Below are 14,836 nucleotides of genomic sequence, written 5' to 3' on the forward strand. Positions count from 1 at the left end.
GGTCACTCCGAAAGCAGGGCGGAGACCTGCGGGGAGAAGGTCGCGTGCAGGACCAGCGCCGCACCGCCCACGACGGCGGAGTCGACGCCGAGGGGGGACAGCGCGACGTCGACGACGCGGATGTGACGGGCCAGGGGACGGGTGGCGAGGGCGCGGACGACGGCGTCGCGGAAGCGGTCCTCGACGTGGCGGATGCCGTGACCGCCGAGGATGACCAGGTCGACGTCGATGATGTTGACGACGTTGACGACGACGGTGGCGAGGTGCTCGGCGGCGGCGTCGATGACGGAGACGGCCAGGGGGTCGCCCGCGGCGGCGGCGAGGCAGATCGCCGGATGATCGACGGTGGACGGGTCGGCACGGAACGCGGCGGCGAGCGCCGACTCAGGCGCCCCGGCAACCGGCGGCGGCTCAACCACCGCAGCGGCAACGGGCGACGCCCTGCCAACCGAAGCGGCAGTGAGCGACGCCTTGGCGACCGGATCGGCAGCGAGCGATGACCCGGCAACCGGGGCGGTCGCGGACGACGAAACGGCGGCCGGGGAAGCGGCGAGGAGGCGGTGGGCGGCGGCGACGATCGCGGGCGGGTTGACCAGGCTCTCCAGGCAGCCGCGGTTACCGCAGTAACAGCCGGGCCCGTCGTCGGCGACGGTCGTGTGGCCGAACTCGGCGGCGTTCATCGAACCGCCGCGGAAGACCTGGTGGCCGAGGACGAGGCCGCCGCCGACGCCGGTGCCGAGGTGGAAGTAGGCGAAGTTGGCGACGCCGCGGCCCGCGCCGGCCCAGCGCTCGCCGACGGCGGCGGCGGTCGCGTCGTTGTCGAGCGTGACGTCGAGGCCGGTGGCGGTCGCGAGCATCTCCTTGATGGGCACGCGGGTCCAGTTGGCCAGCTGCGGCGGTGAGATGACCATTCCGACGTGCTGGTCGATGGGGCCGGGGGCGGCGAGGCCGAGGCCGAGGACCCGGTCGCGCTCGACGCCGGCCTCCCGCAGGACCTCGTCGACGAGCTCGGCCATCGCGGCGGTCACCACGGCCGGGTCGGCGGGGCGCGGGGTGGGGCGGCGGGCGGTGACCAGGGGGCGGCCGAGGAGGTCGACGACGACCGCGGCGAGCTCGACCGGGTCGAAGTGCAGGCCGACGGCGCGGCCGGCGTCGGCGTTGATGCGCAGGACGGTGCGGGGCTTGCCACCGCTGGAGCTGCGGGCGCCGTCCTCGTGGACGATGCCCTCGTCGATCAGCCGGCGGACGATGCCGGAGACGGTCTGCGGGGTCAGGCCGGTGTGCTGCGCGATCTCCACACGGCTGACGCCGTCGGCTAACTGAATCTGATCCAGCACCACAGCTCGGTTGTATTGCCCTACTTTAGGGAGGTTGGTCCCTACCTGTCGCACCCGTTACCGCCTTCGCACCCGTTGCTCATCACATCCTCTCCCAGGACGTTGACTTTGTAAAACAATTTGATTTACGCTCGGACACACGCAGCTCACCGCCCAGACACGAGACCGTGCCTCGCGAGGCAGCGTCATTACCGGATTGTTACCAACCAGTCCAGCTGGCGGCTTTGCAAAGTCTGCGATCTGAAATAAGTTGGTCGCCACAACAAATGTGCCAACTGGCGTTCCCCCGGAGGCAACATGACGAGCAGCGCTCCGGTCTTGCTGGAGATGCGGTCGATCACCAAGGAGTTCCCCGGCGTCAAGGCGTTGTCGGACGTCAACCTGGTGGTCCGGTCCGGCGAGATCCACGCCATCTGCGGCGAGAACGGTGCCGGCAAGTCCACTCTGATGAAGGTGCTCAGCGGCGTCTACCCGTATGGGTCCTACGACGGCGACATCTTCTACCAGGGCAACCAGGTCCGCTTCCCGGACATCCGGTCCAGCGAGCACGCCGGCATCGTGATCATCCACCAGGAGCTCGCCCTCGTCCCGGGCATGTCGATCACCGAGAACCTGTTCCTGGGCAACGAGCCGAAGAAGTTCGGTGCGATCGACTGGCAGGCCGCCAACAAGAAGGCCTACGAGCTGATGGCGCTGGTCGGCCTCAAGGAAGACCCCGACACCCTCATCAAGGACATCGGCGTCGGCAAGCAGCAGCTCGTGGAGATCGCGAAGGCGTTCGCCAAGGAGGTGCGGCTGCTGATCCTCGACGAGCCGACCGCCGCGCTCAACCAGAACGACTCCCAGCACCTGCTGGACCTGCTCACAGGGTTCAAGGAGCGGGGCATCACCTCGATCATGATCTCGCACAAGCTCAACGAGATCGAGGCGATCGCCGACACCATCACGATCCTGCGCGACGGCAAGACCATCGAGAGCCTCGACGTCAAGGGCGACGGGGTCAACGAGGACCGGATCGTGCGGGGCATGGTGGGCCGCGACCTCAACAGCCGCTTCCCCGACCACACGCCGAAGATCGGCGAGGTGTTCTTCGAGGTCCGCGACTGGACGGTCCGGCACCCGATCTCCGCCGAGCGCCTCGTGTGCAAGAACTCGGCCTTCAACGTCCGGCGCGGCGAGATCGTCGGCTTCGCCGGCCTGATGGGTGCCGGCCGCACGGAGCTCGCGATGAGCATCTTCGGCCGGTCCTATGGGACCTGGCTGTCGGGGCACATCTTCAAGGACGGCAAGGAGATCGAGCTCAAGTCGGTCTCCGAGGCCATCAAGGCGGGCCTTGCGTATGTCAGCGAGGACCGCAAGGCGGTCGGGCTCAACCTCCTCGACGACATCAAGACGTCGATGGTCGCGGCCAAGTTGTCGAAGATCTCCCGCAACGGCGTGCTCGACCCGATCAAGGAGCACTCCGCCGCCGAGGCCTACCGCAAGAGCCTGCGGGTCAAGACCCCGACGGTCGACGAGGGCGTCACCAAGCTCTCCGGCGGCAACCAGCAGAAGGTCGTCCTGGCGAAGTGGATGTTCACCGACCCGGACCTGCTGATCCTCGACGAGCCGACCCGCGGCATCGACGTGGGCGCCAAGTACGAGATCTACGGGATCATCCAGCAGCTCGCCGACCAGGGTAAGGGCGTCATCGTCATCTCGTCCGAGCTGCCCGAGCTGATCGGCCTGTGCGACCGCATCTACACCGTGTTCGAGGGCACCATCACCGGCAACATCGAACGCCGCGACGCCAACCCGGAACTCCTCATGAAGCAGATGACCTCCGCGAAGACCGCGCCGACCATGAAGAAGATGCCGACGTCATGAGCCGATTCAAAGACCTGCAGAAGAACCTCTTCGGAGGCTCGACCTCCAACGCCCGGCAGTTCGGGATGATCTTCGCGCTCCTGGCGACCATCCTGTTCTTCCAGTTCAAGACCGACGGCCTGACCCTCACGTCCGGCAACCTGATCAACGTCGTCCTCCAGGGCTCGTACATCCTGATCCTGGCCATCGGCATGCTGATGGTCATCGTGGCCGGTCACATCGACCTGTCCGTCGGATCGGTCGCCGCCTTCGTCGGCATCATCGTGGCGAAGGTCATGAAGGAGTGGGACCTGCCCTGGTGGGCGGCGATCCTCTTCGGCCTCGGCGTCGGCGCGATCGTCGGGGCGTGGCACGGCTTCTGGGTCGCCTACATCGGCGTGCCGGCCTTCATCGTCACGCTCGCCGGCATGCTGCTGTTCCGCGGCGGCAACCAGTACATCGGCAACGCCGACTCGGTGCCGGTGCCGGCGGCCTTCAAGGAGATCGGCGCGGGCTACCTGCCCGAGGTCGGGCCCGACACCGGGTACAACAACCTGACATTGCTGCTCGGCCTGGCCGCCTGCCTCGCCGTGGTCTACCGGGAGTACCGGGCCCGGCAGGTGCGCTTCGCGATGAACGCGGACCCGACCCCGATCTGGGTGTCGGCCATCCGCCTGGCGGTCATGCTCGGCGTGATCATCTTCGCCACGCTGCGCTTCGCCGGCGGCCGGGTGGGCACCAGCTTCCCGATCTCCGGCATCATCCTGGCGGTCCTGATCCTCTGGTACTCCTTCTACACCCGCAACACGGCCGGCGGCCGCTACATCTACGCGGTGGGCGGCAACTCCCGCGCCGCGGAGCTGTCGGGCGTGAAGCTCAAGCGGGTCAACTTCTTTGTCATGTTCAACATGTCGGTCCTCGCCGCACTGGCCGGCATGATCTTCGTGGCCCGTTCCGGCGCCTCCGGCCCGCAGGACGGCCTCAGCTGGGAGCTGGACGCCATCGCGGCCGTCTTCATCGGCGGCGCGGCGGTCTCCGGCGGCCTCGGCACCATCAGCGGTTCGATCGTCGGCGGTCTGGTCATGGCCTTCCTCACCAACGGCCTCCAGCTGCTCGGCACCGGCGCCGACAAGACCCAGATCATCAAGGGTCTGTTCCTGCTCGCCGCCGTCGCGTTCGACGTCTACAACAAGAGCCAGGGTCGCTTCTCGATCATCGGATCGTTGAGCAAACCCTTCCGCCGGGAGTCAACCGGAGGTCCGTCCGCACCATCCGGAACCGGACAAGAGGCCGCCAAGACCCCGGTGGCCGGCTGACGCCCTGTCCCGCCCCAACACCCGCACCTCCCATCCGAAGAAAGGCAATCCGAAACATGCGCAAGTTCCTCACCAGGAGCCTCGCCGTCAGCGCGGTCGCTCTGCTCGCACTCGGCACCGCCGCCTGTGGCGACTCGGAGCGCGAGGGCAGCAGCAGCCCGAGCGGTGCCGCCGCCAAGGGCTTCGCCGCCGACTCGCTGATCGGTGTCGCGCTGCCGTCGAAGACGTCGGAGAACTGGGTGCTCGCCGGTGACCTGTTCACCAACGGCCTCAAGGACGCCGGCTTCAAGTCCGACGTGCAGTACGCCGGTGCCTCGACCACGGTCGCGGACCAGCAGGCGCAGATCTCCGCCATGGTCACCAAGGGCGCGAAGGTCATCGTCATCGGCGCGACCGACGCCGCGCAGCTGTCGACCCAGGTCAAGGCCGCCCACGACGCCGGCATCAAGGTCGTCGCGTACGACCGCCTCATCACCCAGACGCCGGACCTGGACTACTACATCGCGTTCGACAACTTCAAGGTCGGCCAGCTCCAGGGCCAGGCCCTGCTGGACGGCATGAAGGCCAAGAAGGCGACCGGCCCGTGGACCGTCGAGCTGTTCTCCGGCTCGCCGGACGACAACAACGCCGGTGTGTTCTTCAACGGCGCGATGGACGTGCTCAAGCCGCTCATCGACAAGGGTGACGTCATCGTCGGCTCCGGCCAGAAGGACGTCAAGCAGACCGCGATCCAGGGCTGGAAGGCCGAGGGTGCGCAGCAGCGCATGGACTCCCTGCTGACCTCGACCTACACCGCCGGCAAGACCCTCGACGGCGTGCTCTCCCCGAACGACACCCTGGCCCGCGCGATCATCACCTCGGTGAAGGCCGCCAACAAGCCGATCCCGGTCGTCACCGGCCAGGACTCCGAGGTCGAGTCGGTCAAGTCGATCATGGCTGGCGAGCAGTACTCCACGATCAACAAGGACACCCGCAAGCTGGTCGCCGAGACCATCAACATGGTGAAGGCGCTGCAGGCCGGTAACGAGCCGACCATCAACGACACCAAGTCCTACAACAACGGCGTCAAGGTCGTCCCGTCCTACCTGCTCCCGCCGGTGATCGTGACCAAGGCCAACGCCGCCGAGGCGTACGCCAACGACCCGAAGCTGTCCCCGCTCACCAAGTAACTCGAGCGATCCGCTAACACAGCGATCAGGTAGTACGAGGCAACTCACCGTCGTGGGCCCCCGGAACACGGTTCCGGGGGCCCACGGCCGCTCTAGGGAGCGAAGGAGCGATCCGTGTCCACGAGCCCCCAGCGGAGCACCCCGACCCAGGACTCGGTCCGCCGCCAGAACCTGGGCGCGCTGCTGCGATACGTGCACGTCAGCGGCGACACGTCCCGCGCCGAGCTGACCAACCAGCTCGGTCTCAACCGCAGTACCATCGGCGCCCTCACCGCGGACCTCGCCGGCGCCGGGCTCATCGACGAGGGCGTGCCGCAGGAGACCGGCCGGGCCGGTCGGCCGTCGCTGGTCGTGCGGCCGAGGTCGTCGTGGGTGTACGGCTACGCGATGAGCATCGAGGTCGACCGGCTGCGCGCGGCGCGGGTCGGGCTCGGCGGCAAGGTCCTCGACAGCCGCGAGCTGCCCCGCCCGCACGGCACGGCGGTCCGCGACACCGTCGCGACGCTCGCCGGGTTCGTCCGCGACATGCAGCGCACGGTGTCGGCGTCAGGGCCCGGCGGCGCCGTCTTCGTCGGCAGCGGCATCGCCGTGTCCCGCATGATGCGCCACGCCGACGGCACCGTCCGCATGCTGCCCGCCGGGGCGCGGCTCGGGTCCGACCTCGACGGGTGGTCGGAGCTGGGTCTGGACAGGGAGCCGCTCGTCGGCAACGTGGCCGACCTCGCCGCGCTCGCCGAGCACACCCGGGGCGCCGCTGTCGGCCTCGACAACGTCGTCTACCTGCACGGCGACGCCGGCATCAGCGCCGGGATCATCGCCGGCGGGCGGCGCGTCACCGGCCATGGCGGTCACGGCGGCGAGGTCGGGCACATGGTCGTCAACCCGCAGGGCCGCGACTGCGGCTGCGGCTCGCGGGGCTGCTGGGAGACCGAGATCGCCCAGCACGTGCCGCTGGACCGCGCCGGCGTCCTCGCGGCCGTCGAGGCGGCCCGGCGCGGCGACCCGCCCGCGCGCGCCGCGGTGCGCCAGGCCGCGGACTGGCTCGGCTTCGGGGTCGCCAACCTGGTCAACGTCTTCAACCCGACGGCGGTCGTCTTCGGCGGCGCGCTGCGGGAGCTGTACCTGACGGGCGCCGCCCACGTCCGGAGCCGCCTCTCGACGATGTCGCTGCCGGCCTGCCGGGAGCACGTACGGCTGCGGACGCCGCTGCTCGGGGACGACGCCCCGCTGGTCGGCGCGGCCGAGCTCGCCTTCGAGCGCCTCCTCGCCGACCCCCTGGAAACCGCCGAGACCTGACCTCCGGAAGGCGCCGCGGACGTGAGGGCTGCGGGCCGGCGACCGGGCCGACCACTGGCTGGCGTTCCGGCTCAACCGGCGCCTGTACGACTCCCTCGCCGGACACGACGTCGCCGGGCGCGGCAACCCGGTGGCCCGGGCCGCGATGCTCCTGCTCGCCACCCCGCTCGCGCTGGTCCCGCCGCTGCCGCTCGGCACCGGCGTCCACCTGACGCTCAGCGGCACCCCGTCCGGTCACGTCATCGGCCCGGTCCTGCTCATCGGCGTGATCTCCGCGGCCTGGCCGCACCGCCGCGACCGGCACTGGCAGCCGTGGATCGTCGACCGGGCCGCGGCGCCGGCGCTGTTCACCCTCCTCGACCGGGTCGCCGCGGCGGCCGGCGCGCCGATGCCGCACGAGGTGCGACTGGACCACGACATCAACGCGTACGTCACCGTGCGCGGACTCCGCCGGCGCCGGACGCTGTCCATGGGCTGCCGCTGTGGGCGTCCCTCGAGCCGCAGGAGCGGATCGGGCTGCTCGCGCACGAGCTCGGGCACTTCGTGAACCACGACCCCCGCCGCGGCGTCGTCGTCCGCACCGCCATCGGGGTCCTGCGGAACCTGCTCGACATGCTCGGTTCCACGCTCCGGATGGGCATCTGGATGCTGCCGCTGGTGGTCGTCGTGAGCCCGGTGCTGTGGCTGCTGTCCACGGCGCTGCTGGTCCTGTCCGGCCGGGACAGCCAGCGCGCCGAGTACCTCGCCGACCAGATCGCCACCCGGGTCGCCGGCTCCGCGGCCATGGAGGGCCTGTTCGACGGCCTGGTCGTCGCCGGCGGCCTGCCGGCGGCGATGTCGGCCGGTCACCGCCGCCACGCCGACCCCCACGCCTGGCGGTCCGCCGCCGGCTGGCTGCGCGGCGCGGCGACCCTGGACGCCGAGCGGACGCTCACCCTCAGGCACCAGGCGGCGCTGCTGGACTCACATCCGCCGACCGGGCTGCGCCGGCGGATGGTCCGGTCGTGGGCCGTCCAGGAGCCGCGGGTCGCGCCGCCCGAACAGGAGTGGACGGCGATCGAGCACGACCTGAGCCCGTGGTACGCGAAGCTGGCCGCCCGCCTCCGCGGCTGACGCCCCGCGCGCCCGGACGCAAGAGCTGGGTACAGGAGCAGGAACTTAACGGACCACCGCGGTCAGGGCGTCAGGATCGTCGAAGTCGTCGGTGCCGGCGCCGGTGGCGTCCGGGTCCGCCGGCTCGGTGGCGAAGAGGGTGAGGGTGGCGCCCGGCGGCAGCGACTCGCGCAGCGCCGTCAGTTCCTCGCCGGGCCCGACCCGGTGCCAGCGGCGCTCCCCGCCGGACCGCTCCAGCAGCGGCAGCGCGGTGCCCGCCGCGGCCGCCCGGCCGGCCACCTCCGACCACCACGCGTCGCCCGCGACCGGCAGCGGCGGCACGACGGGGACGGCGCGCTTCGACAGCTCGAGCAGGCTCGCCTGCTCCTGCGACCGGCTCCGCCGCGGCGCCAGCCGCGAGCGCAGCAGCGCGGCGTACACCCGGCGGCGGACCCCGAACACGGCGACGCCGAGCAGCACGACCAGCGCCAGCCGGGCCGCCAGGATCGGGATCATCCACCGCAGGCGCACCTCGAAGCCGTGCGCGGCCAGCAGATCCGCGTGGGGCAGCGTCGCCCCGGCCACGAGGGTGGCCGCGGCGCCGACCTGGAACACCGTCAGCGCGGTGGTGCGCAGGACCGTGGCGGGCTCCTCGCCGAGCCCTCGCACGGCGGCGGCGCTCAGCAGGTACCAGCCGGCGACGGCGGCGAGCAGGACGAAGAACAGCACCATCTGGGCCGTGCCGAGCCCCTGACCGGCCACCAGGACGTGCAGGTCGGGCGACGGCAGCGCGGCGCGGACCCGCAGCACGTACGCCAGGTCGTCCGCGGCCACGGCGGCGAAGACCCCCGCCACGGCGAGCAGGCCCCACGTGGCCCACTCGACCCGCGCGCCTGCGCCGCCCGCGGCGAGCCGGAACGGCGGCCGGACCGCCGCGACGTCCTGCGTCATACCCGCCACCCGCCCGCCACCGCGTGGAGCCGGTCGGCCGCGGGCACGTCGCCGGTCGTGACCGCCCAGCGGTCACCGGCGACCAGCGCCGCGGGCAGGCCCGCGAAGCCGCTGGCGATCACGGTCAACCGCTCCGACTCGACCCAGGCGTCGCGCTGCGCGTTGTCGTCGAACGTCACCACCGTGACGTCGAAGCCGCCCTCCTTGCAGGCGACGGTCTCCCGCGTCCCGGTGGCGTGCTTCGGCTCCGCCGGCGGGCAGCCGAGGAACGCGGCGAGCGTGGTAGCCGACGGCGCGTCGGACGCGTCGGACTCACGGCCGGACGCGATGCCGTAGGCCGCGATGACCGCGACGGCGACCAGCGTCCACAGGTAGCGTTGGAAGGACACGCGCGCACTGTACCGGCGCAAGGTCCACTGCGTTGACCGCCGGCGACCAGGATGTGTGCGTCGGGCGGGACGCCGCTGAAATTCCCTGGGGCCGCCTGTCGATTTCGGTGCCGCCCGCATCGTCGTACAGGTAAACGGCCGCTTGGAAGGGACAGCACGTGGCGAAGTACCTGATTCTCATCTACGGCGACGAGCAGCGCTGGGACGCCGAGACCCCGCAGGAGCTGCGGGCCAAGGACGAAGGGCACCGGGCGTTCGCCGCCACCGGCGGTGCCCGCGTCCTCGCCGGGCACGAGCTGGAGTCGTCCTCGACGGCGACGACGCTGCGCGGCAACGACGGCGAGGGGCTGCTGACGACCGACGGGCCGTTCCTGGAGGCGAAGGAGGCCCTCGGCGGCTTCTACGTCATCGAGGCCGCCGACCTCGACGCGGCGATCTCCCTGGCGGCGCTGCTGCCGGAGCTCGCGTCCGGCCACGGCGGCGTCGAGATCCGGCCGATCGTGGATCACGGGTGAGCGGCCCGGAGCGCAGCGGAGAGGCTGCTCACCAGCATTGCAGGGCCGGCGTGCGGCGGTGCTGGAGCGAAGCGGAGGCGCCGTCGTGCGACGCAGTCGCGGAGGCGCACCGTCGCGAGTGGGCCCGCGTGCTCGCCGCGACGGTGCGGGTCACCCGCGACCTCGACCTCGCCGAGGAGTGCGTCCAGGAGGCGTACGCGCAGGCCCTGCGCTCCTGGCCCGCCGACGGCGTCCCGGCCCGTCCCGGCGCGTGGCTCACGACCGTCGCCCGCAACCGCGCCCTCGACGCGCTGCGCCGCGAGTCCGCCCTGCGCCGCGCGCTGCCACTGCTGGTGCCGGTGCCCGAGGCCGGGGAGCCCGCGCCCGACGGCCGGCTCGAGCTCATCTTCACCTGCTGCCACCCGGCCCTGTCGCGGGAGGCGCAGGTCGCGCTGACGCTGCGGCTCGTCTGCGGGCTGACGACCGCGGAGGTGGCGCGGGCGTTCCTCGTGCCGGAGGCGACGATGGCCGCCCGGGTGACCCGCGCCAAGCGGAAGATCAGCGCGGCCCGCATCCCGTTCCGGGTGCCGTCGCCGGACGAGCTGCCAGTGCGGGTCGGTGCCGTGCTCGAGGTCGTCCACCTCGTCTTCACCACCGGCCACACCGCGCCCGTCGGCGAGCAGCTGGTCCGGCAGGACCTGGTCGACGCCGCGATCGGCCTGGCCCGGGTGCTGCGGCTGCTGGTGCCGGGCGACGCCTCGGTCGCCGCCCTGCTGGCGCTGATGCTGCTGATCGACGCCCGCCGCGCCACCCGCGACGCCGGCGGCCGGCTGCTCCTGCTGTCCGAGCAGGACCGCACCCGCTGGGACGCCCGCCAGATCCGCGAGGGCACCGACCTGCTGACCTTCGCGCTGCGCCGCAGCCCCCCGACCCGCTATGCCGTCGAGGCCGCGATCGCCGCCGTCCACGCCGAGGCGCCCTCGTGGGAGGCGACCGACTGGCAGGAGATCGTCGCGCTGTACGACGTCCTCCTGCGCCTCTGGCCGTCGCCGGTCGTCGCGCTGAACCGCGCGGTCGCCGTCGGCCTGCGCGACGGTCCCGCGGCGGGGCTGTCCGCGCTCGCCCCGCTGCTCGACTCGCCGTCGCTGTCGACGTACGCCTACCTCAGCGCGGCCCGCGCCGACTTCCTCCGGCGGCTCGGCCGCCTGCCCGAGGCCGCCGAGGCGTACGCGGAAGCCCTGGCCCTGACCGGCAACGACGTGGAGCGCGCCTTCCTCGCGGCACGCCTCGCATCGCTCACGCCGTGACGAGGTCGTTCGCGGTGCGCAGGACGGGTGCGGTGCGCCAGGCGGGGGAGTCCGGTGCGGGCAGGTCGGAGCCGGTGACGCGCAGGGTCACCGAGGCGCCCGGCAGCAGCGTCACGAGCTGGTCGTCGACCGTCGCAGAGGGGGAGAGACGGTCGGCGAACAGGGTCAGGTCGCGCACGAGCGTGCGGGCGGTGATCTCCACGTCGGCGCCGCCGTCGAACGGCCGGACGGTCACGTCGACCGAGGCGGCCGGGTAGGCCAGGTCGACGTCCTCGGCGAAGAACCACACCGCGCGGTCGGCGGTGATGAGCTCCGCCGACGGCGAGTCCGGCGTGACCACGTCCGCGGGCAGCGGCAGGGTCACCGACCCGAACGCCGGCACGTCGAGCGTGACCGTGGTCTTCGCCCTGATGTCGCCGGTGAAGGAGACCCGCTGCACGTCCAGCTGGGCCTGCCAGGGCAGCGCCGAGTCGTTGACGGCGACCAGCGCCGGTGCGCCGTCGCGCGGCTGGAAGGTGAGGAGGCGGTCGGCGTACACCCGCCGCAATGCGAACCAGAGCGGCTTGCGGCGGCCGTCGCCGTCCACGGCGGACCACGACGTGACGGGCCAGTTGTCGTTGAGCTGCCACAGGATCGTGCCCATGCACAGGGGGCGCAGCGAGCGGAAGTGTTCGATCCCGAACGTGATGGCGCGGGCCTGGTTGAGCTGCGTCGCCCAGTGCCAGTCGTCGAAGTCGGCGGGTGCGGGGAAGTGGCCGGTGAGGCCGCGGGCGAGCTTGCCGTTGCCGTCGGCGGCCTTCTGGTGGTGCAGGACGCCCGGTGAGGCCGGGGTCAGCGGGTCGTCGGAGACGGCGCGGCGCAGCGTGGCGAACGAGGGTGGCGCCTGGAAGCCGAACTCGGCCAGGAAGCGGGGGCGGTAGGTGCCGTAGTGCTGGTAGTCGTGGGTGTTCCACACGTCCCAGATGTGGGTGGTGCCGTGCGCGGGGTCGTTCGGGTGCACGTCCGGGGTCCCGGAGTAGGGGCTGCCCGGCCAGTACGGGCGGGAGGGGTCCAGCGAGTGGACGATCCCCGGCAGTACATCCAGGTAGTAGCCCTCGCCCCAGGTGCGACCGTCGAGGGCGGCCTGCCAGTCCCAGTCGTGCCAGCCCCAGATGTTCTCGTTGTTGCCGACCCACATGACCAGGCTCGGGTGCGGCATCAGGCGGACCACCTGCTCGCGTGCCTCCGCGGCGACCTCCGACGCAAGGGGCTCCTCCTCGGGGTAGGCGGCGCACGCGAACAGGAAGTCCTGCCCGACGAGCAGCCCGAGGGAGTCGGCGAGGTCGTAGAAGTCCTCGCTCTCGTACCGGCCGCCGCCCCACACCCGCAGGTAGTTCACCCCGGCGTCGACGGCCTGGGTGAACCGTGCCTCGTAGCGGGCCCGGTCGACGCGGGTGACGAACGCGTCGTCGGGAATCCAGTTCACGCCCCGCACGAACACCGGCACCCCGTTGACGACCAGGGTGAACGCCGTCCCGTCGGCGTCGGCGGCGGTGTCCAGCTCCACCGTGCGGAAGCCGATGCGGCGCTGCCACGCGTCGAGCGGATCCGGGCCGGCGGACAGGGTCACCGACAGGTCGTACCGCGCGGGGTCACCGTAGCCGCGGGGCCACCACAGCCGCACGTCCGGCACCCGCACCCGCACCGACGCCTCGGTGGCCCCGGCCGGGACCTCCGCCGACGCCGTGACGCCGGCGACCGAGGCGGTCACGGTCAGCGGGTCGTCGGCGGCGCGTTCGACGGTCACGTGCACGTCCACGATGCCGTCGGCACCGTCAACGCTCACGACCGGCCGCACCGAGTCCAGGCGCGCCACCGACCACGACGAGAGTCCGATCGGCCGCCAGATGCCGGCGGTGACGAGGGTCGGACCCCAGTCCCAGCCGAAGTTCGAGGCCATCTTGCGGATGTACTGGAACGGCTCGTCATACGCGTTGGGGCGGGCTCCGAGCGCGTCCCGGACGCCCAGCGCGTACTCGTACGCCGAGTCGAAGTGCACCTCGAGCACGTTGCCGACGGGTCGCAGCAGCGAGCGCACGTCGAACCGGTAGCCGCGGTGCATGTTCGCCGTCCGGCCCAGCCGCACCCCGTTGAGCGTCACCGTCGCCACCGTGTCCAGGCCGTCGGCGACCAGGTCGACCCGGTCGGCCTGGTCGGCCTCTGTGGCGGTGTCGAACGACGTCGAGTACACCCACGACGACCGGCCGATCCATGCCAGGTCCAGCTCGTTCGCGTCCAGGTACGGGTCGGGGATCAGCCCGGCGGCGAGCAGGTCCGTGTGCACGCAGCCCGGCACGGTCGCCGGCACGGGGCCGTCGATGGAGGGTGCGCGCAGGGTCCATCCCGAGTGGAGGGGACGCAGGACAAGCATGTGGTGTGCTCCCGTGGTCACTGCCGGACTGAACCGGATAAGTACGCGAAGCATGACCTTAAGTTGGTGGTGTAAGGAGTGTCAACAGTAGCGCGCTGAACCGGTTGCGAACGGTCAGGCGGTGCGGCCGGGGCGCAGCGGCCGGGTCGACTGGCGGGCGGTGAGGGTGCCCGGGGGCAGCGTGACGTGGCTGATGCCGCCGCCGTTGATGGTCGTGAGCAGGGCGCGGGCGGCGAGCTCCGCCTGCTCCGCCGGGGTCTGCTGCACGGCGGTGATCGCCGGGACGGTGATCTGGCACAGGTCGGAGTCGTCCCAGGCGACGACCGAAACGTCCTCCGGCACGGACAGGCCCATCTCGTGCGCCACCTTCAGCGACGCGGCGGCCATCACGTCGTTGTCGAACACGACGGCGGTCGGCGGCTCCGCGCCGCTCATCAGCTCGCGCATCGCCCGCATGCCGTCGACGGCGCTGTAGTTGGTGTAGACGACCCGGTACCGGTCGGTGTCGAGCCCGGAGTCGGTGAGCGCCGCCAGGTACGCGGCGTCGCGCTGGCCGGTGTGGAAGAGCTCCTCGGTGCCGGCGACGCGGGCGATCGTGCGGTGCCCGAGGGCCCGCAGGTAGCCGACGATGGCGCGGGCGGTGCCGGCCGTGTCGGCGTCGACGGTGCTGCACCCGTCGAGCCCGGGCTTGCCGCCGATCACCGCGGCGGGCAGGCCGATCTCGACGAGCGCGTCGAGCCGTGGGTCGTCCTTGCGCAGGTCGGTCAGGATGACGCCGTCGACGTGCCGGCCCGCCCACCACTTGCGGTACACCTCGATGGTGTCCTCGATCCGGTCGACGAGGTGCAGCACCAGCGCGATGTCGTTGCGGTTGAGCTCGGCCTCGACGCCGCTGAGCATCTGCGTGAACCAGGAGTCGACGATCATCACCCGCGGCGGCCGGACGAGGACCAGCCCGACCGCGTTGGCGCGGGCGGTGCCCAGCGAGCGGGCGGCGATGTTGGGTGCCCAGCCGAGGTCCCGGGCGGCGGCGAGCACCCGCGCCCGGGTCTGCTCCGAGACGCCGGGCCGGTTGTTGAGCGCGTAGGACACGGCCGCCTCGGACACCCCGGCGTGGACGGCGACCTGGCGGATCGTGACCCGCGCCTGCCCGGCCGCCTCGCCGCCGGTGTCCTTCGCTGCTGCGGCCACCTGTGCTCCCGCCTGCTCGCCCTGCACTGTCCGTGAGGG

The 14,836-nt window shown here is 71.8% G+C and carries 13 protein-coding genes; 8 read left to right on the plus strand and 5 right to left on the minus strand.

From position 1 onward, the window contains the following. Positions 1 to 2 precede the first annotated feature (2 nt). Positions 3 to 1,391, minus strand: a complete 1,389-nt coding sequence (locus ABZ321_RS30240; protein ID WP_354897491.1) for an ROK family transcriptional regulator — start codon at positions 1,389 to 1,391, stop codon at positions 3 to 5. Between the two features lie 243 nt (positions 1,392 to 1,634). Here ABZ321_RS30240 and mmsA point away from each other — a divergent pair, with 243 nt between their 5' ends. The 6 genes from mmsA (at position 1,635) to ABZ321_RS30270 (ending at position 8,076) form a co-directional block, all read left to right on the plus strand. Continuing rightward, entirely contained in the window at positions 1,635 to 3,203 is a 1,569-nt protein-coding gene (gene mmsA / locus ABZ321_RS30245) for a multiple monosaccharide ABC transporter ATP-binding protein (RefSeq protein WP_344504087.1), read from the plus strand. Then, positions 3,200 to 4,498 (plus strand): multiple monosaccharide ABC transporter permease, encoded by a 1,299-nt coding sequence (gene mmsB / locus ABZ321_RS30250; RefSeq protein WP_344504088.1) that lies wholly within the window; start codon positions 3,200 to 3,202, stop codon positions 4,496 to 4,498. Before mmsA ends, mmsB begins: the two co-directional genes overlap by 4 nt. A gap of 56 nt (positions 4,499 to 4,554) precedes the next feature. Next, the gene (locus ABZ321_RS30255; protein WP_344504089.1) at positions 4,555 to 5,667 is read left to right on the plus strand and encodes a sugar-binding protein; all 1,113 of its coding nucleotides are present in this window, start codon (positions 4,555 to 4,557) and stop codon (positions 5,665 to 5,667) included. Between the two features lie 114 nt (positions 5,668 to 5,781). Further along, on the plus strand, positions 5,782 to 6,963 hold the full coding sequence (locus ABZ321_RS30260; RefSeq protein ID WP_354897496.1) for an ROK family protein: 1,182 nt from the start codon (positions 5,782 to 5,784) through the stop codon (positions 6,961 to 6,963). Between the two features lie 130 nt (positions 6,964 to 7,093). After that, positions 7,094 to 7,510, plus strand: coding sequence for a M48 family metallopeptidase (locus ABZ321_RS30265; protein WP_354897499.1), 417 nt, complete (start codon positions 7,094 to 7,096; stop codon positions 7,508 to 7,510). Further along, positions 7,507 to 8,076: a hypothetical protein gene (locus tag ABZ321_RS30270; RefSeq protein ID WP_354897502.1), complete on the plus strand. Its 570-nt coding sequence runs from the start codon at positions 7,507 to 7,509 to the stop codon at positions 8,074 to 8,076. The genes ABZ321_RS30265 and ABZ321_RS30270 overlap by 4 nt, the downstream gene beginning before the upstream one ends. A gap of 45 nt (positions 8,077 to 8,121) precedes the next feature. Here ABZ321_RS30270 and ABZ321_RS30275 read toward each other — a convergent pair whose 3' ends face one another. Then, the gene (locus ABZ321_RS30275; protein WP_354897503.1) at positions 8,122 to 9,006 is read right to left on the minus strand and encodes a hypothetical protein; all 885 of its coding nucleotides are present in this window, start codon (positions 9,004 to 9,006) and stop codon (positions 8,122 to 8,124) included. Then, positions 9,003 to 9,395 carry a hypothetical protein gene (locus ABZ321_RS30280; protein ID WP_354897506.1) on the minus strand — a complete coding sequence of 131 codons (393 nt, stop codon included), beginning with the start codon at positions 9,393 to 9,395 and terminating at the stop codon, positions 9,003 to 9,005. Before ABZ321_RS30280 ends, ABZ321_RS30275 begins: the two co-directional genes overlap by 4 nt. 158 nt (positions 9,396 to 9,553) lie before the next feature. Here ABZ321_RS30280 and ABZ321_RS30285 point away from each other — a divergent pair, with 158 nt between their 5' ends. Both ABZ321_RS30285 and ABZ321_RS30290 read left to right on the plus strand, forming a co-directional pair. Further along, the gene (locus ABZ321_RS30285; RefSeq protein ID WP_344504096.1) at positions 9,554 to 9,910 is read left to right on the plus strand and encodes a YciI family protein; all 357 of its coding nucleotides are present in this window, start codon (positions 9,554 to 9,556) and stop codon (positions 9,908 to 9,910) included. 128 nt (positions 9,911 to 10,038) lie between these two features. Then, the gene (locus ABZ321_RS30290) at positions 10,039 to 11,196 is read left to right on the plus strand and encodes a DUF6596 domain-containing protein (protein ID WP_354897817.1); all 1,158 of its coding nucleotides are present in this window, start codon (positions 10,039 to 10,041) and stop codon (positions 11,194 to 11,196) included. On the opposite strand, the gene ABZ321_RS30295 is transcribed toward ABZ321_RS30290, so the two are convergent. After that, a complete protein-coding gene (locus tag ABZ321_RS30295; RefSeq protein ID WP_354897509.1) occupies positions 11,186 to 13,606 on the minus strand; it encodes a glycoside hydrolase family 2 protein in 2,421 nt (806 codons plus the stop codon). The two genes, ABZ321_RS30290 and ABZ321_RS30295, sit on opposite strands and share 11 nt — an antisense overlap. Before the next feature lie 114 nt (positions 13,607 to 13,720). Continuing rightward, positions 13,721 to 14,797: a LacI family DNA-binding transcriptional regulator gene (locus ABZ321_RS30300; protein WP_344504098.1), complete on the minus strand. Its 1,077-nt coding sequence runs from the start codon at positions 14,795 to 14,797 to the stop codon at positions 13,721 to 13,723. Positions 14,798 to 14,836: the final 39 nt, after the last annotated feature.

The organism is Dactylosporangium sp. NPDC006015 (assembly GCF_040614215.1).
GTDB lineage: Bacteria > Actinomycetota > Actinomycetes > Mycobacteriales > Micromonosporaceae > Dactylosporangium > Dactylosporangium maewongense.